Raw genomic sequence first — 14,385 nt, forward strand, 5'->3', positions numbered from 1 at the left:
GTCAGGCGGCGGCGCGCTCGGAGAGGTTCTCGGCCACGCGGCCCAGGTTGGCCAGTCCCGCGCGATGCTCGTCGACGCTCGCCGCGGACGTGCGCGGGGCAGAGAGCAGCGTGAGGCCCGTCAACCCTGCGGCCGGCAGACCGATCCGGCGCCACGGCTCGGCGACGAGCCGCACGAGCTCGCCGAGCTGCGGTCCGGCGCACCGGGAGACCGTGGCCGGCGGCAGACCCGCCCAGAGGGCCACGTCCCGCTCGGTGGCACGGGCCACGAGCTCCCAGGCACGCTCGTTCCAGCCACCGTTCCCGAGGGCGGACAGGTCGAGCCCGACGGCGTCCGCCCCGGCCAGCACCGCGGGCGGGATACCCACCCAGGTGCCGCCGAGGTGCACCACGGCCGTGGCGCCGGCGTCGTGCACGGCCTCGACCACGGGCCGCAGGCCGTCGACGACGCCCGGCCCGTCGACGCCGCGGATCCGTGAGTAGCCCGAGAACGTGGGCAGCACGCCGGCGTGCACCTGTCCGAGCAACGGTTCGGCGAGCTGGACGACGGCGTCGACCCCGGGCACCTGGGCACGCAGCTCGGCGAGGTGCTCCCCGATCCCTGCCGCGAGCGCCAGCGCCAGGTCGCCACGGGCGCCGACGTCCGCCAACACGCGGTCGCCGCGGGCGGACCACAGCTCGGCCGCGAGCGTCCACGGCCCGGTGACCTCGAGCGTCAGCGGACCCGCATATCCGTGGGCGGCGACGGCGAGCGCCGCGAGGTCCTCGCCTCGCAGCGCGTCCGCACGGCGCTGGTCGGCACCCGGACGGTCGGCAAGCTTCCAGCCGTGCGGGCCGATCTCGACGGGCATCCCGGCGAGCAGGGCGCCGGTGCGGCCCGTGGGCCCGGCGCCCGGTCCCCGGGCGGTGAGCTGGGTGAGGAACGGTACGGCGTCGACGCCGGTGGGCAGGTCGGCGAGGTCGCCGAGCACCGTCTGCTGCGCCTCGAGGACGTCACGCTCGCCACCGGGCCAGGCCCCGTGCCCGCTGACCGCCGTCACGGGCGTACCGTCGCGCCGGCGGGGGCCGGGCGCTCGGCGTCCGGCCCCGCACCGTCCGGCGTCCCGCGCCAGGCTCTCGCCACCGTGGCCTGACCGAGCACCCGGGTGCCGTCGTACACGACGACCGACTGGCCGGAGGCCACGCCGCGCAGCAGCTCGCCGAGGCGGATCTCCAGGCCCGGGGTGCCGTCGTCGGACACGGGCACCGCCCGGACCCGGGCCGGGACGGCGCGACCGTGCGCCCTGACCTGCACGGTGCAGCCGGTCCAGTCCTGGGGCGGCTCGGCGAGCCAGACAGCCTGGTCGCCGGCGACGCGGTCGACGCTGAGAAGCTCGGCGGGGCCGACGACGACGGTGTTGGCCTCGGTGTTCACGTCCACGACGTAGCGGGCCCGGCCGTCCGGCGCGGGCCGTCCGAGCCCGAGACCCTTGCGCTGCCCGATCGTGTACGCGTACGCGCCCTGGTGCTCGCCCACCACGGTGCCGTCGACGTCGCGGACCTCCCCCGGCTGCGCACCGAGCCGGTCGCGCAGGAACCCTCGGGTGTCGCCGTCGGCCACGAAGCAGATGTCGTAGGAGTCGGGCTTGGCGCTGACGGACAGGCCGCGCCGTTCGGCCTCGGCCCGGACCTCGTCCTTGGTGGCGAACCCGCCGAGGGGGAAGATCGAGCGTTCCAGCCGCTCGGACCCCATCACGGCCAGCACGTAGGACTGGTCCTTGGCGTCGTTCGGCGAGCGGTGCAGCTCAGGTCCGCGCGCCCCGTCCACGACGCGCGCGTAGTGCCCGGTGGCGACGGCGTCGAACCCGAGGGCCGTGGCCTTGTCGAGCAGCGCGGTGAACTTGATGTGCTCGTTGCAGCGCACGCACGGGTTCGGCGTGCGGCCGGCGGCGTACTCGGACAGGAAGTCCGCGACCACCGTCTCCTCGAACGTCTCGGACAGGTCCCACACGTAGTACGGGATGCCGAGGACGTCCGCGGCGCGGCGGGCGTCGCCGGCGTCCTCGATCGAGCAGCAGCCGCGGGACCCGGTGCGGAACTGGTCGCGGTTGCGGGACAGCGCCATGTGGACGCCGACGACGTCGTGCCCGGCCTCGACGGCGAGCGCGGCGGCGACGGCGGAGTCGACCCCTCCGGACATGGCGGCGAGCACCCTCACAGCGCCTCCTCGGTGCGCGGTCCCTGCGGTGCCTCGCGCCGGAGCACCCCGTCCCCCGGCGCGCCTGCGCCGGGCCTCCTCGCGTTCACGCGGCACCTCCGTGACGGGCGGAGACGAGTCCGGCGGCCTGGGCACGCCGGACGACCCCCGGCAGCGCGGCGAGCAGCCGGTCGACGTCGGCCTGCGTCGAGGTGGCGCCCAGGGAGAAGCGCAGCGCGCCGCGGGCGTCGGTCTCACCGACCCCCATGGCCAGGAGCACGTGGCTGGGCTGCGGCACGCCCGCCTGGCAGGCCGAACCCGTGGAGGCCTGGACACCCGCCGAGTCGAGCAGGTATAGCAGCGAGTCGCCCTCGGCGCCGGGGAAGGTGAGGTGGGCGTTGGCGGGCAGGCGCGCGGGACCGCCCGACGGCGTCGTACCTGCCGGGTCGGGTCCGCGCAGCACCGCGTCGGGCGCGATCCGGGCGACGCCGGCGATCAGCGCGTCCCGCAGCCCGGCCAGCGCGATCGCCCGCTCGGTGCGGTGCGCGACCGCCTCGGCCAGAGCGACGGCGAACGCGCGGATGGCAGGCACGTCCAGGGTGCCCGAGCGCACGCCGCGCTCCTGGCCGCCGCCGTGGGAGACGGCCTCCAGCGGCAGGTCCCGGCGAGCCAGCAGCGCACCGACGCCCACGGGGCCGCCGATCTTGTGGCCGGTCACGGTCAGGGCGTCGACGCCCGAGGCCGCGAAGTCGACCTCGACCTGCCCGACCGCCTGGATGGCGTCGGTGTGCACGGGGACGCCGTGCTGGTGGGCCAGGCGCGCCACGTCCCTCACCGGCTGGACGGTGCCGACCTCGTTGTTGGCCCACATGACGCTGACCAGGGCGATCTCGTCGGCGTGGGCGGTCAGCTCGGCGCGCAGCGCGTCCAGGTCGACGCGGCCGACGGCGTCGACCGGCAGGAGCGTGATCTCGGCCCCGGCATGCCCCGCGAGCCAGAACGCCGGGTCCAGGACGGCGTGGTGCTCGACGGCGGAGACCAGCACCCGACGCCGGCGCGAGTCCTGGGAGCGGCGCCCCCAGAAGATGCCCTTGATCGCGAGGTTGTCGGACTCGGTGCCGCCCGCGGTGAAGACGACCTCGCTGGGGCGGGCGCCGAGCGCGTCCGCGACGGACTCGCGGGACTCCTCGACCGCTCGGCGGGCGGCCCGGCCCGCCGAGTGCAGGGAGGAGGCGTTGCCGGTGCGGCCTGCCTCGGCGACGAACGCCTCGAGCGCGGCCGGCGACATGGGCGTCGTGGCGGCGTGGTCGAGGTAGGCGCCGGGGGCCTCGGGGGGTGTCACGGTCATCAAGTCTACGAACCACGCGGGGCGCGATCCTCTTCCCGCCGTCCGGCGGGTGGGTCGGCGGTGTCAGCCGAGCGAGGCCACCCACTCGCTGGTGCCGTCGGTGAAGCCCTGCTGCTTCCAGATCGGCACCTCGGCCTTGAGCTCCTCCACGAGGTCGCTCGCGGTGGTGAACGCGGCCTGGCGGTGACCAGCAGCGACGGCCACGACGACGGCGACGTCGCCGATGGTCAGGTCGCCGACACGGTGCACGACGGCGGCACGGACGGCGTCGCCGGTGGCCTCGGCCGTGCGGCGGGCCACCCGCTCCGCCACCCCGCGCAGCACCGTGGCCGCGTCCGGGTGCGACTCGTAGTGCAGGTCCGCCACGCCGCGACCCTCGTCGTGGTCGCGCACGTGCCCGACGAACGTCGCCACGGCACCGCAGGAGTCGTCCCGCACGAGGGCGCTCAGCTCGACCAGCAGCGCGTCGAGCGGGGCGTCGATGACGTCGGCACGCAGCACGGTGGCCCCCTCGGTCCGCGAGGAGTGGTGGTGGCCGCGGTCGTGATCGCCGCCGGCGAGCTGGTCGACCGCGTGCGGCAGCACGTCGACGAGGGCGTCGAGCCCGTCGACCACTCCCCCGGCCGAGCCCGGCAGGTTGACGATCAACGTGTGGTCGACCACGCCTGCCGTCCCCCGGGACAGCGCGGCACCCGCGACGGCCCGCTTGGCCGGGTCGGTCGGAGCGAGCGACCGCGCCCGCACGAGCTCGGCGATGCCCGGAATCTCCCGGTCCAGCACGGCACGGGTGGCCTCCGGGGTGGTGTCCGAGGGCGCGATGCCGGTGCCCCCGGAGGTGATGATCACGTCCGGGGCGGCGTCGTCGCCGTCGACCAGGTCGAGCAGGGCGTCGCGGACGGGCTCACCGTCGGGCACGACGACGACCGGGTCGACCGTCCAGCCACGCTCGGTGAACCATGCGGCGGCAGCAGGTCCCGACCGGTCCTCGTAGACCCCTGCGGCCGCGCGCTCGGACGCGACGACGACGGCTGCCCTCATGACTGCTCCTCCCGGGTCCAGTCGCCGGACTTCCCACCGGACTTGGCCACGACCTCGATGTCGGTGAGCACGGCCGCCTTGTCGACCGCCTTGATCATGTCGTACAGCGTGAGCCCGGCGACGGTGACGGCGGTCAGCGCCTCCATCTCCACGCCCGTGCGGCCGGTGGTCTTCACGGTCGCGGTGATCTCGACCGTACCGGAGCCGTCGCCGGCCGGGACGACGTCGATCTCGACGCCGGAGATCGGCAGCGGGTGGCACAGCGGCACGAGGTCCGGGGTGCGCTTGGCGCCCAGGATCCCCGCGATGCGGGCCGTCGCGATCGCCTCACCCTTGGGGAGGTCGCCGGACGCGATCTGCTCGACGACGTCGGGGCGGGTGCGCAGCACGCCCCGAGCGGTGGCGCGGCGCTTCGTGACGTCCTTGGCGGTGACGTCGACCATGTGGGCGGCGCCGTCGTCGCGATAGTGGGACAGGTCGCTCATCGGATCTCCTGGTGGTCGACGTCGTCGCCCTCGTCGAGGTGCGCGACGCCGGGTGGCACGTGCACCAGGAGCGTAGCCGCCGCGAGGTGCGCCAGGAGGTGGGATCCCGGCCCGCCGACCATCTCGACGCGGCCGTCAGCGCCGAGGCGCCCGCGGCGCACCTGGTGCAGGTGCTCGGGCGAGTCGATCGCCTCGGCGAGCGGCGCCCGGCCGCGGGGCCGGTGGGCGGGCACCACGCCGGTGGTCTCGGCGAGCACGGGGCGCAGGAACAGCTCGAAGGAGACCAGGGCGCTGACCGGGTTGCCGGGGAACGCGACGAGCGGCACGTCGCGCGACACCGACCCCGACGCCGAGGCTTCGCCCAGCGTGATGGTGCCGAGTCCCTGCGGCCCGCCGGGCTGCACGGCGACGTGACCGAACCAGGCGTCGGTGAGGGTCTGGCGCACCACCTCGTAGGCACCGGCGGAGACGCCGCCGCTGGTGACGACGAGCGCGACGTCGTCGGGCGCGTCGGCCAGGACGGCGCGCAGGGCGGCCGGATCGTCCGGGACGACGCGGTGCGTGACGCGGCATCCCACCGCGGCCAGGGCGGCGGTCAGCGCGGCGCCGTTGGCGTCGTAGATCTGGGCCGGGCCCAGCGCCTCGCCGGCGGCCACGAGCTCGGAGCCCGTCGAGATCAACAGCACGTGCGGCGGCTGGGCGACCTCGACGTCGGTCACGCCCGCCGCGACCAGCACGCCGAGCTGTGCCGGCCCGAGCGTCGCGCCCGCGGGCACGACGACGTCACCGGCGGCGACGTCGGACCCGACGGGGCGGACGAACGTGCCGGGCGCGACCGGCATCGTGAAGCGGACCGTCGCCGCGGCGCCTGGCTCGGGGAACACCGGCGGGTCGGCGTCCTCGATCTTCACCACCGCGTCCGCGCCGTCCGGGATCGGGGCGCCGGTCATCACCGGTGCCGCCGTGCCGGGCGCGAACGGCGGCGGTTGGGTTCCGGCCGGCACCGGTGCCACGACCGGCAGCTCGACCGGGTCCGACGGCGTCGCCCCGGCCAGGTCGGCGGCGCGGACCGCGTAGCCGTCCATCTGGGAGTTGTCGAAGCCCGGCAGGCCCACGGCGGCGACGACGTCGGCCACCACGGTTCGGGTGCCGACCACGGCATCGCGCCCCGCGGCGGCGAGCACCTCCGCCAGGTCGCACGTGGCGATCCGGCGCGCACCGGCGAGGGCCGGTCCGATCAGCGTCCGGACCGCCTCACGATGGACGTCGACGGACCGCCGCCTCGACTCTGCGTGCACACGAGGCAGCCTACGTCGCGCCCCGATCGGATCGGTCCACGATGATCGGGCGCAGCAGCGCACCGCCGCCGCAGGCTGGGTCGCGAAGGGAGTCGCCGTGATCACCGAGCTCAACCGCCTGATCGACCTCGTCGAGAGCCGTCTCACCGACGAGATCGACGTCGCGCGCCTGGCCACCGACCTCGGCACCACCGAGTACCACCTGCGGCGGATGTTCTCGTCGCTGGCCGGTATGCCGTTGTCCGACTACGTACGGCGCCGGCGCATGACCGTCGCGGCGACGGACGTCGCCGCCGGGGACCCGGTCCTCGACGTCGCGGTCCGCTACGGGTACGGCTCCGCCGAGGCGTTCGGCCGAGCGTTTCGTGCCGTGCACGGTTCCCGGCCCGCCGACGTCAGGGCGCACGGCGGCCCCCTTCGGTCACAACCACAGCTCAGGTTCCGCCTGACCGTCGAAGGGAGCTCCCCCATGGACACCCGTCTCACCGACCGCCCCGCCTTCCGGCTCGTCGGCCACGCCGCCCGTGTGCCGCTGATCCACGAGGGCGTGAACCCGCACATCCGGGCGCACGTCGCCTCGCTGCCCGCCGCCGAGCACGAGCGCCTCAAGGCGCTCGGGGACACCGAGCCCGCCGGCCTGCTGCAGGTGAGCGCCGACGTCGACCCGGACCACACCGAGGGCAGCGAGCTCACCTTCCTGCACGGCGTCGCGCTGGACGCCGGCACCGAGACCCCGGAGGACCTCGACGTCATCGAGGTCGCCGCCGGGGCGTGGGTCGTGTTCCGCAGCTCCGGCGACTACCCGGCCGTGCTGCAGGAGACGTACGCGGCCTCGGCGACGGAGTGGTTCCCGGCGAACCCGTGGCGGCTGCGGCCCGGACCGTCGATCGTGGCGGTCCTGGAGCGGGCCGCCGACTTCAGCACGGCCACCACCGAGCTGTGGATGCCCGTCGAACGGAGCTGACCGGCCGCGGTGCGGCGTGGGCTCGTCCCGTCCCGGCCGCACCGCGTGCTCGCGCAGCGCCCCGCAGGCGTGACGTCGTCAGTCCTGCGGGGCTCCGTCGACCCGGATCGTCAGCTCGTCACCGACCCCGGGCCGCACCGACCGGCGGACGCCCTCGCGCCCGAGGGAGGCCATCACCCGGTCGGCGACCGCCAGACCGGCGTCGTTCAGCAGTCCGTCGTGGATGCCGATCACCGTGTGCGGCGCGATCTCACGGACGTAACGGATCAGGTCGACCGCCCGCAGCCACGGAGCGTCGACCGGCGTGGCGAGCACGGGGACCGGGCCGTCCCACGGGGTGTGCCGGTCCCCCGTGACGAGCACGGTGCCGGCCACGAGGTAGCTGAGGTTCTCGGGTCCGGCATGGTCGGGGTGGATCGAGGCGTGCTCGCCACCCCCCACGACGACGTCGAGACCGCCGACGGCGAGCCGGTCGCCGTCGGCGAGCACCGTCATCCGCGACGCCGTCGCGGCATCGAGGGCGTCGCGCACGGAGGCGGGGCCGTGGACGGGCACACCACGGCGCAGCGCCGCGTCCAGCAGGGCGATGTCGGCGTGGTCGGGATGCTCGTGGGTGACGAGCACCCCGTCGGCCCCCGCCAGATCGGGCGCGGGGCCGAGGGTTCCGGGGTCGACGAGGATCCGGCCCTCGTCGGACACGATCTCCAGGCACGCGTGGTGCCGTTTGACGAGGCGCAACGTGGAGGCAGTCATGACCTGACCCTAGGGATCCGACGCGACCGCCACCACCATGATCCGCTCACAGCGGAGAGCGTCTGCTGCTGCCGATCGAGCCGTTCCCCGCTCCTCAGAACCCGTGAACGCGGGTCTATGATCATATTTATGCCGCAGATGAGGATCAGTGAGGCCGCCGTCTACCTCGGCGTCAGCGACGACACCGTCCGCCGCTGGGTGGACCGCGGGCAGCTCACGGCCGACCGCGACGACTCGGGCCGCAAGGTCGTCGACGGGTACGAGGTGGCGATGGTCGCCCGCGAGCACGCGACGCCGCCCGGGCTGCCGGACGGCATGAAGAGCTCGGCGCGCAACCGGTTCGTCGGCCTGGTCACCGACCTGACGGTCGACACCGTCATGGCGCAGGTCGAGCTGCAGTGCGGCCCGTTCCGCGTGGTGTCCCTCCTGAGCAGCGAGGCCGTCCGGGACCTCGGGCTGGAACGCGGCTCGGTCGCGGTGGCCACGATCAAGTCCACGAACGTGGTCCTCGAGACACCGGGCCGGGACGACGCATGACGGCGTCGCTCCCCCGCCGCGGGCGCCGCGCCGCCGCCACGCTCCTCGTCACCGCGAGCGCCGCCGTCGCGCTCGCCGGGTGCGGCGCCGACGCCGCCGGGACGGACACCACCCTGACCGTCTACGCCGCCGCGTCGCTGACCGAGGCCTTCGAGCAGATCGCCACGGACTTCGAGGACGACCACCCCGGCGTCGACGTCCGGCTCAGCTTCGCGGGCTCGTCCAGCCTGGTGGCGCAGATCCAGCAGGGCGCCCCGGCCGACGTGTTCGCCTCGGCCGACACGGCGACCATGGACACGCTCGTCACGGACGGCCTGGTCGGGACCCCGCAGGACTTCGCCACCAACACGCTCGAGATCGCCGTCCCGCCCGGCAACCCGGCCGGCGTGACGTCGCTGCAGGACCTCGCCGACCCCGCCCCCGACGTGGTGGTCTGCGCGCCGCAGGTGCCGTGCGGCGCCGCCACGACCGCCGTCGTCGACCACGCCGGGCTGACGCTGCATCCGGTCAGCGAGGAGCAGAGCGTCACCGACGTCCTCGGCAAGGTGACCGCGGGCGAGGCCGACGCCGGGCTCGTCTACGTCACCGACGTCGCCCGGGCGGGCGACCAGGTCGAGGGCATCGCGTTCGACGAGTCCGACGCCGCGGTGAACACCTACCCGGTCGCCACGGTCGACCGGAGCGGCCGGACCACGGACCAGGCCGACCTCGCCCGGCAGTTCGTCGACGCCGTCCTCGCCCCCGACGGCCAGGACGTGCTCGCCGACCTCGGGTTCGCCGCACCATGACACCCACCACCGCCGACCGCGCCACGGCCGCGCGCGCGGCGCGTGACCCGGCCGAGGTCCCCGCCGGCCTCCCCCGCTGGGCCTACCTGCCCGCCGCCGTCGGCGGCCTGTTCGTGGTGCTGCCGCTGGCCGCCCTCACCGCCCGCGTGGACTGGACGGGCTACTGGAGCCTGATCACCAGCGCGTCGGCCCGCGCCGCGCTGGTCCTGAGTCTGCAGACGGCCGCGGCGAGCACCGTCGTCTGCCTGGTGCTCGGCATCCCCCTGGCGCTGGTGCTGGCCCGCGGGCGATTCCCCGGTCAGCGCCTGCTGCGTTCCCTGGTGCTGGTCCCGCTGGTGCTGCCGCCCGTGGTCGGGGGCGTCGCGCTGCTGTCCACCTTCGGCCGCCGCGGGCTGCTCGGGGAGTCGACGGAGGTGCTCGGCCTGCAGATCGCGTTCTCGACGACGGCGGTGGTGCTCGCCCAGAGCTTCGTCGCCCTGCCGTTCCTCGTGGTCAGCCTCGAGGGGGCGCTGCGCACGGCCGGCGAACGGTACGAGGTCGTCGCCGCCGGGCTCGGCGCGAGCCCCTCCACCGTGCTGCGCCGCGTCACCCTGCCGCTGGTGTGGCCGGGGCTGTCCTCCGGCACCGTCCTGTGCTTCGCCCGGGCGCTCGGCGAGTTCGGCGCCACGATCACGTTCGCGGGCAGCCTCGAGGGCGTCACCCGCACGCTCCCGCTGGAGATCTACCTGCAGCGCGAGACCGACCCCGACGCCGCCGTCGCGCTGTCCCTGGTGCTGGTGGCCGTCGCCGTCGTCGTCATCGCCGCCACGCACCGCCGAGACGCTCACGGTGCCTGGCGATGACGTTCACCCTGACGGCCACCGTGCCCTCGCGCGGATTCGACGTCCGCCTCGACGTCGCCGCGGGTCGCACGCTCGCACTGCTCGGCCCCAACGGTGCGGGCAAGTCCACGGCCCTCGGCCTGGCGGCGGGGACCCTCCGCCCGCACGACGGCGAGATCGCCCTGGACGGCCGCACGCTCGCCGATGCTCGGGACGGCCGCCGCACCGCGTGGGTGGCCCCGCACCGCCGCCGGGTCGCGCTGCTCGCCCAGGACCCGATGCTGTTCCCGCACCTGAGCGTGCGCGAGAACATCGCCTTCGGACCGCGCGCCCAGGGCACCGGGCGCCGCGAGGCAGCCGCACGGGCCGACCGGTGGCTGGCAGCGATCGACCTGGCCGACCTGGCCGACCGCCGCCCCGCCGCGCTGTCCGGCGGGCAGGCGCAGCGCGTCGCGATCGCCCGGTCGCTGGCCGCCGCGCCCCGGCTGCTGCTCCTGGACGAGCCGATGGCGGCCCTCGACGTCGACGTCACCCCGGCGCTGCGCCAGAGGTTGCAGCACCTGCTCGCCGACCAGACCACGGTCATCGCCACCCACGACGTCCTGGACGCCCTGCTGCTCGCCGACGAGGTCGCCGTCGTCGACGGCGGACGGGTGGTGGAACGCGGCCCGACGGCGGAGGTGCTGGCCCGCCCGCGGAGCGCCTTCGCGGCGTCGATCGCCGGCCTCAACCTGCTGTCCGGGACGTGGACGCCCGACGGTGTCGCCACCGCGGGTGGCGAGGTGGTGCACGGGCACGGCGCCCCCGACGTCGCCCTCGGCGCCGCGATGACGGCGGTATGCCGCCCGGCGGCCGTCGCCGTCCACCTCACCGCGCCACACGGCTCGCCGCGCAACACCTTCCGCGCCACGGTGCGGTCCCTCGCGCCCCACGGCGACCTCGTCCGGGTGCGCACCGACCGGCTCGCCGCCGACGTCACGCCCGGATCCGTGGCCGAGCTGGGGCTGGCGCCCGGCCGGGAGGTCTGGCTGGCGGTCAAGGCCGCCGAGGTCGACGTCTACCCGGTGTGAGCGGCCGCGCGAGACCGCGACGGGTCAGGACGACACGTCCGCCGTCGTGAACCGGCTCCAGGCCAGCGTCCCGAAGATCGCGACCCACGCCGCCTGCACCGCCAGCCCCGCCAGCAGCGTCGAGCCGTCCACCTCGAGGCGCAGGAACTCCCCGAAGTCCAGCCAGTGGTGCGTGAGCAGCCCCGGGTGGATCGCGGAGAGCTGCGGCAGCGCGTCGAGCACGCCGCTGACGATGGCCACCACCACCGTGGCAGCCATCGCGGCCACCGGCACCTCGGTGAGCGTCGACAGGAACAGGCCGACGGCGACCAGCCCGGTCAGCGAGGCGATCACGTAGGCGACCACGCCGAGGGTGCGGAGCATCCCCGCCGCGAGCGGGATCGTGTCCCCCGAGAGCAGCGCGACGTCACCCACGCCGAAGTACGCCGCCCCCGTGACCAGTCCGACGACGGCGATCGCGGCGACGGCGGCTCCCGCGTAGGTCAGCGCGGCGACCGCCTTGGCCAGCAGCAGCCGCGTGCGCGGCACGGGGACCACCAGCAGGTACCGCAGCGTCCCGGCGGACGCCTCCCCCGCGATCGCGTCACCGGACACGATCGACACGCACAGCGGCAGCAGGAACGGCAGGCAGCTCACGAGCGCGGCGAAGACGAGGAACACCCCGTTGCCGGTCACGCGGTCGAGGAAGGGCGGCCCCTGCCCGGCCACGGGCGTGTCCTGGGTGACGAACAGGACCGTGCCGACGAGCAGGGGGACGGCCGCCAGGCCCGCCAGCAGCACGAGGTTGCGCACGCGGCCGAACACCAGGCGCAGCTCGCTGCGCAGCAGGCGGGCCGTCGCGCGGGCGGGTGCCGCCGGCGCCTCCGCCACGGGAGCCTCAGCGAGCGACATCGAACCCCTCCCCCGTCAGCCGGACGAACACGTCCTCCAGCGTGGGCCGCCGGACCTCGAGGCCGAGCAGGTCGACGCCGTCGCCGACCACGGTCTGGGCGACCTTCTCCACCGCCACGCTCCCCAGGGGTGCGGCGACCACCTCGCCGTCGACGCGCACGTCCGCCAGGCCGAGCCCCGCGAGCAGCCGGACCACGTGGTCGCGCTGGTCCGGACGGGCCGTGACCCGCACCTCGGTGGTCCCCGAGCCGGCGATCTCCGCGCGCGGCCCCTGGGCGAGCAGCTTGCCCCGGCTCATGATCCCGACGTGGGAGCACACCTGCTCGATCTCGCTGAGCAGGTGGGACGAGACCAGGACGGTGGCCCCCGCGTCGGCGAGCTCGCGCACCAGCGTCCGCACCTCGCGCGTGCCCTGCGGGTCGAGCCCGTTGGTGGGTTCGTCGAGCAGCAGGAGGTCGCGCGGGCGCAGCAGGGCCGCCGCGAGCCCGAGGCGCTGCTTCATGCCCAGCGAGTACTGCCGGTACCTCTTGCCCGCGGCCGCCGTGAGCCCGACCCGCTCCAACGCCGCGGCGATCCGACCCGCCCGGGTCGCGGGTGACACCGTGGCGTCCGCGGCGTCCAGCCGCCGCAGGTTCGCCTCCCCGGACAGGTAGGGGTGGAACGCCGGACCCTCGACGAGGGCCCCCACGCGAGGCAGCACCGCCGGCCCGCCCTGGGGCATCGCCGTCCCGAGCAGGTCCACGGACCCGGCAGTGGGCGCCACGAGGCCGAGCAGCATGCGGATCGTCGTCGTCTTGCCCGACCCGTTCGGGCCGAGGAACCCGTAGACGGCGCCGCGCGGGACGAGCAGGTCGATCCCGTCGACGCCGACCTGCCCGGACCGGAACCGCTTCGTCAGACCGAGGGTGCGGACCGCGGGTTCCGCGGCCGGCGCGCCAGCGGTCATCCGGCCAGCTCCTCGAGGGACTCGGGCGGGACGGATCCGGCCAGCACGCGGCCGTCGTCCGTCACGAGCACGGACAGCAACGCCGAGGTCAGCAGCCGCCCGCCGTCCACCGGCGTCGTCAGCTGCTCGTACAGCGCCTGCGTGTCGAGCTCCGGCATGCCCGGCAGCTCGCCGTCCTCGGAGTCCGTGAACTCCCGGAGCAGGTCGTCGGCACCGCTGGAGCCGGTGCTGCCCTCGGGCAAGCGGCCCTCGGCCGTCGCGCCGAGGATCGCCTCGACGTCCACGTCCGTGAGCTCGACGACCGTCTCCCACCCGGTGCCGGAGACCGCGACACCCGCGTCCTCGCCGAACGCGGAGCTGCTGGGCGGCCCGGTCGTGCCCGGTTCCGGGAGGGGGACCTCGACCTCGCGAACCTCGGCACCGGCCGGGGCGGAGAAGTCGAACACGCTCTCGTCGGGAGCATCGAAGGACACGTCGGTGAACCCGACCTCGAGCGCCGGTGTCTCGGTGTCCTGGACGCTCCAGACCTGGCTGCGCAGCGGGACGAAGGTCTCGGCGTCGACGGCGACGCGGATCCGGTCGACCAACGTGCCGTCGGTCTGCGGCGTCAGCTCGACCTGGTAGGCGGTACGGCCGGCGACCTCGACAGGGTCCGTCGTCGTGACGTCGGTGACGATCCGCGCCTGCGCCAGCGCCAGGTCCGCGACCTCCGACGGCGTGGGCACGTCGCCGCCGACGTCCGGCCCGGCCGCCTGGTCGGCCAGCTCGTCGTACCGCTCCTGGTCCTCCGGGGCGACGACGTAGTGCACGGCCTCGTCGTCGGCGCTGGAGTAGGTCCAGGCCTCCGCGCCGGACCGCACCACCGAGTACTCCGAGACGTCGCCGAGGAGCGCGGCGCGCGAGGACTCCGCGCCGTCGGACCACACGCGCATCGTCGTGCTGCCGCCGAGCAGGTCCAGCGGGCCGACGCCCTGCAGCTCGGAGACGGTCACGTCCGGCAGACCGAGGCGCGCGGTGTAGACGACGGTCCCGGAGACGGGGACCGGCTCGGCGTTCGCGACGCGGTCGACCAGCTCGTCGGCGGTGACGGCGGGCAGGTCGTCGCCGGCCACCGCCCCGACCGCGGCGGGCACGGCGAAGGCGGCGGCGACGACGCCGGCGACGACCGCCGGGACCGTCCACCGCGCTCGAGGAGAGAGTCGGCGTGGAGTGTCCATGGGTCCACTGTGGCCGAGCGCTCCTGAGACCACGCTGAGAACGCACCGGGACTG

15 protein-coding genes are annotated in these 14,385 nt (G+C 75.3%); 5 read left to right on the plus strand and 10 right to left on the minus strand.

What is annotated here, in order from left to right; genetic code table 11:
* Nucleotide 1 precedes the first annotated feature (1 nt).
* The 6 genes from ACIQLL_RS10175 to ACIQLL_RS10200 all read right to left on the minus strand — a co-directional run bounded on the left by ACIQLL_RS10175 (nt 2) and on the right by ACIQLL_RS10200 (nt 6,344).
* Nucleotides 2-1,039 carry a uroporphyrinogen decarboxylase/cobalamine-independent methonine synthase family protein gene (locus ACIQLL_RS10175; protein ID WP_402466357.1) on the minus strand — a complete coding sequence of 346 codons (1,038 nt, stop codon included), beginning with the start codon at nt 1,037-1,039 and terminating at the stop codon, nt 2-4.
* Nucleotides 1,036-2,196: a tRNA 2-thiouridine(34) synthase MnmA gene (mnmA, locus tag ACIQLL_RS10180; RefSeq protein WP_402466360.1), complete on the minus strand. Its 1,161-nt coding sequence runs from the start codon at nt 2,194-2,196 to the stop codon at nt 1,036-1,038. The genes ACIQLL_RS10175 and mnmA overlap by 4 nt, the downstream gene beginning before the upstream one ends.
* 85 nt (nt 2,197-2,281) lie before the next feature.
* Nucleotides 2,282-3,523, minus strand: a complete 1,242-nt coding sequence (locus tag ACIQLL_RS10185; RefSeq protein WP_402466363.1) for a cysteine desulfurase family protein — start codon at nt 3,521-3,523, stop codon at nt 2,282-2,284.
* A 63-nt stretch (nt 3,524-3,586) separates the two neighbouring features.
* Nucleotides 3,587-4,561 (minus strand): molybdenum cofactor biosynthesis protein MoaE, encoded by a 975-nt coding sequence (locus tag ACIQLL_RS10190; protein WP_402466365.1) that lies wholly within the window; start codon nt 4,559-4,561, stop codon nt 3,587-3,589.
* Nucleotides 4,558-5,046 carry a cyclic pyranopterin monophosphate synthase MoaC gene (gene moaC, locus ACIQLL_RS10195; RefSeq protein ID WP_402466368.1) on the minus strand — a complete coding sequence of 163 codons (489 nt, stop codon included), beginning with the start codon at nt 5,044-5,046 and terminating at the stop codon, nt 4,558-4,560. Before moaC ends, ACIQLL_RS10190 begins: the two co-directional genes overlap by 4 nt.
* Nucleotides 5,043-6,344, minus strand: coding sequence for a molybdopterin molybdotransferase MoeA (locus tag ACIQLL_RS10200; RefSeq protein ID WP_402466370.1), 1,302 nt, complete (start codon nt 6,342-6,344; stop codon nt 5,043-5,045). The genes moaC and ACIQLL_RS10200 overlap by 4 nt, the downstream gene beginning before the upstream one ends.
* A gap of 97 nt (nt 6,345-6,441) precedes the next feature.
* On the opposite strand from ACIQLL_RS10200, the gene ACIQLL_RS10205 reads away from it, so the two are divergent.
* Nucleotides 6,442-7,308, plus strand: a complete 867-nt coding sequence (locus ACIQLL_RS10205) for an AraC family transcriptional regulator (RefSeq protein ID WP_402466373.1) — start codon at nt 6,442-6,444, stop codon at nt 7,306-7,308.
* A 78-nt stretch (nt 7,309-7,386) separates the two neighbouring features.
* On the opposite strand, the gene ACIQLL_RS10210 is transcribed toward ACIQLL_RS10205, so the two are convergent.
* A complete protein-coding gene (locus ACIQLL_RS10210; RefSeq protein ID WP_402466375.1) occupies nt 7,387-8,061 on the minus strand; it encodes an MBL fold metallo-hydrolase in 675 nt (224 codons plus the stop codon).
* Nucleotides 8,062-8,190: 129 nt separating this feature from the next.
* Between ACIQLL_RS10210 and ACIQLL_RS10215 the strand changes: the two genes are divergently transcribed.
* From ACIQLL_RS10215 to ACIQLL_RS10230, 4 genes are read left to right on the plus strand one after another with little or no spacing between them, the layout of a single operon-like run.
* Nucleotides 8,191-8,598 carry a TOBE domain-containing protein gene (locus ACIQLL_RS10215; RefSeq protein ID WP_402466377.1) on the plus strand — a complete coding sequence of 136 codons (408 nt, stop codon included), beginning with the start codon at nt 8,191-8,193 and terminating at the stop codon, nt 8,596-8,598.
* The gene (gene modA, locus ACIQLL_RS10220) at nt 8,595-9,386 is read left to right on the plus strand and encodes a molybdate ABC transporter substrate-binding protein (protein ID WP_402466380.1); all 792 of its coding nucleotides are present in this window, start codon (nt 8,595-8,597) and stop codon (nt 9,384-9,386) included. The genes ACIQLL_RS10215 and modA overlap by 4 nt, the downstream gene beginning before the upstream one ends.
* Nucleotides 9,383-10,228 (plus strand): ABC transporter permease, encoded by an 846-nt coding sequence (locus ACIQLL_RS10225; RefSeq protein ID WP_402466383.1) that lies wholly within the window; start codon nt 9,383-9,385, stop codon nt 10,226-10,228. The genes modA and ACIQLL_RS10225 overlap by 4 nt, the downstream gene beginning before the upstream one ends.
* Nucleotides 10,225-11,277 (plus strand): sulfate/molybdate ABC transporter ATP-binding protein, encoded by a 1,053-nt coding sequence (locus ACIQLL_RS10230; protein ID WP_402466386.1) that lies wholly within the window; start codon nt 10,225-10,227, stop codon nt 11,275-11,277. The genes ACIQLL_RS10225 and ACIQLL_RS10230 overlap by 4 nt, the downstream gene beginning before the upstream one ends.
* Nucleotides 11,278-11,301: 24 nt before the next feature.
* On the opposite strand, the gene ACIQLL_RS10235 is transcribed toward ACIQLL_RS10230, so the two are convergent.
* From ACIQLL_RS10235 to ACIQLL_RS10245, 3 genes are read right to left on the minus strand one after another with little or no spacing between them, the layout of a single operon-like run.
* Nucleotides 11,302-12,168: an ABC transporter permease subunit gene (locus tag ACIQLL_RS10235; RefSeq protein ID WP_402466389.1), complete on the minus strand. Its 867-nt coding sequence runs from the start codon at nt 12,166-12,168 to the stop codon at nt 11,302-11,304.
* Nucleotides 12,155-13,114, minus strand: coding sequence for an ABC transporter ATP-binding protein (locus ACIQLL_RS10240; RefSeq protein WP_402466391.1), 960 nt, complete (start codon nt 13,112-13,114; stop codon nt 12,155-12,157). The genes ACIQLL_RS10235 and ACIQLL_RS10240 overlap by 14 nt, the downstream gene beginning before the upstream one ends.
* On the minus strand, nt 13,111-14,331 hold the full coding sequence (locus tag ACIQLL_RS10245) for a LolA family protein (protein ID WP_402466394.1): 1,221 nt from the start codon (nt 14,329-14,331) through the stop codon (nt 13,111-13,113). Before ACIQLL_RS10245 ends, ACIQLL_RS10240 begins: the two co-directional genes overlap by 4 nt.
* Between the last annotated feature and the right edge of the window lie 54 nt (nt 14,332-14,385).

Source organism: Isoptericola aurantiacus (assembly GCF_044769875.1).
GTDB classification, from domain to species: domain Bacteria; phylum Actinomycetota; class Actinomycetes; order Actinomycetales; family Cellulomonadaceae; genus Isoptericola; species Isoptericola aurantiacus.

Bases quoted from the DNA above. Each gene is read 5' to 3' on its own strand.
- ACIQLL_RS10245 (WP_402466394.1), bottom strand. From the start codon at position 14,331: ATGGACACTCCACGCCGACTCTCTCCTCGAGCGCGGTGGACGGTCCCG.
- ACIQLL_RS10230 (WP_402466386.1), top strand. From the start codon at position 10,225: ATGACGTTCACCCTGACGGCCACCGTGCCCTCGCGCGGATTCGACGTC.
- ACIQLL_RS10240 (WP_402466391.1), bottom strand. From the start codon at position 13,114: ATGACCGCTGGCGCGCCGGCCGCGGAACCCGCGGTCCGCACCCTCGGT.
- ACIQLL_RS10210 (WP_402466375.1), bottom strand. From the start codon at position 8,061: ATGACTGCCTCCACGTTGCGCCTCGTCAAACGGCACCACGCGTGCCTG.
- ACIQLL_RS10235 (WP_402466389.1), bottom strand. From the start codon at position 12,168: ATGTCGCTCGCTGAGGCTCCCGTGGCGGAGGCGCCGGCGGCACCCGCC.
- ACIQLL_RS10225 (WP_402466383.1), top strand. From the start codon at position 9,383: ATGACACCCACCACCGCCGACCGCGCCACGGCCGCGCGCGCGGCGCGT.
- modA (WP_402466380.1), top strand. From the start codon at position 8,595: ATGACGGCGTCGCTCCCCCGCCGCGGGCGCCGCGCCGCCGCCACGCTC.
- ACIQLL_RS10190 (WP_402466365.1), bottom strand. From the start codon at position 4,561: ATGAGGGCAGCCGTCGTCGTCGCGTCCGAGCGCGCGGCCGCAGGGGTC.
- ACIQLL_RS10185 (WP_402466363.1), bottom strand. From the start codon at position 3,523: ATGACCGTGACACCCCCCGAGGCCCCCGGCGCCTACCTCGACCACGCC.
- ACIQLL_RS10215 (WP_402466377.1), top strand. From the start codon at position 8,191: ATGCCGCAGATGAGGATCAGTGAGGCCGCCGTCTACCTCGGCGTCAGC.
- moaC (WP_402466368.1), bottom strand. From the start codon at position 5,046: ATGAGCGACCTGTCCCACTATCGCGACGACGGCGCCGCCCACATGGTC.